Raw genomic sequence first — 229 nt, forward strand, 5'->3', positions numbered from 1 at the left:
CGTGGGGGCTGTTCCAGAAGAAATAGAAGCAGACTTAATCCTCGAGGCCCAGGAGATCCTGTATAGCCTCGGCGAACAGCTGGTGTAGCTGGAGCAGTCGCCCCAGGACAGCGACCAGCTCAACGCGGGGGTCCGCGGGTTCCACCCGCTCACGGGCGGTGCCGGCTTCCTGGGCATCCAGGCCACGGTCGAGCTGTGCCACGCCGCCGCAGAAACCCTTGGCATGGCC

The 229-nt window shown here is 65.5% G+C and carries 1 pseudogene; it reads left to right on the forward strand.

The features are described 5' to 3' along the window. Position 1: 1 nt before the first annotated feature. Positions 2 to 229: pseudogene (locus ACQG3P_RS25675) on the forward strand (Hpt domain-containing protein); the annotation flags it as partial.

The organism is Stenotrophomonas sp. SrG (assembly GCF_050031795.1).
Taxonomy (GTDB): Bacteria; Pseudomonadota; Gammaproteobacteria; order Xanthomonadales; family Xanthomonadaceae; genus Stenotrophomonas; species Stenotrophomonas rhizophila_A.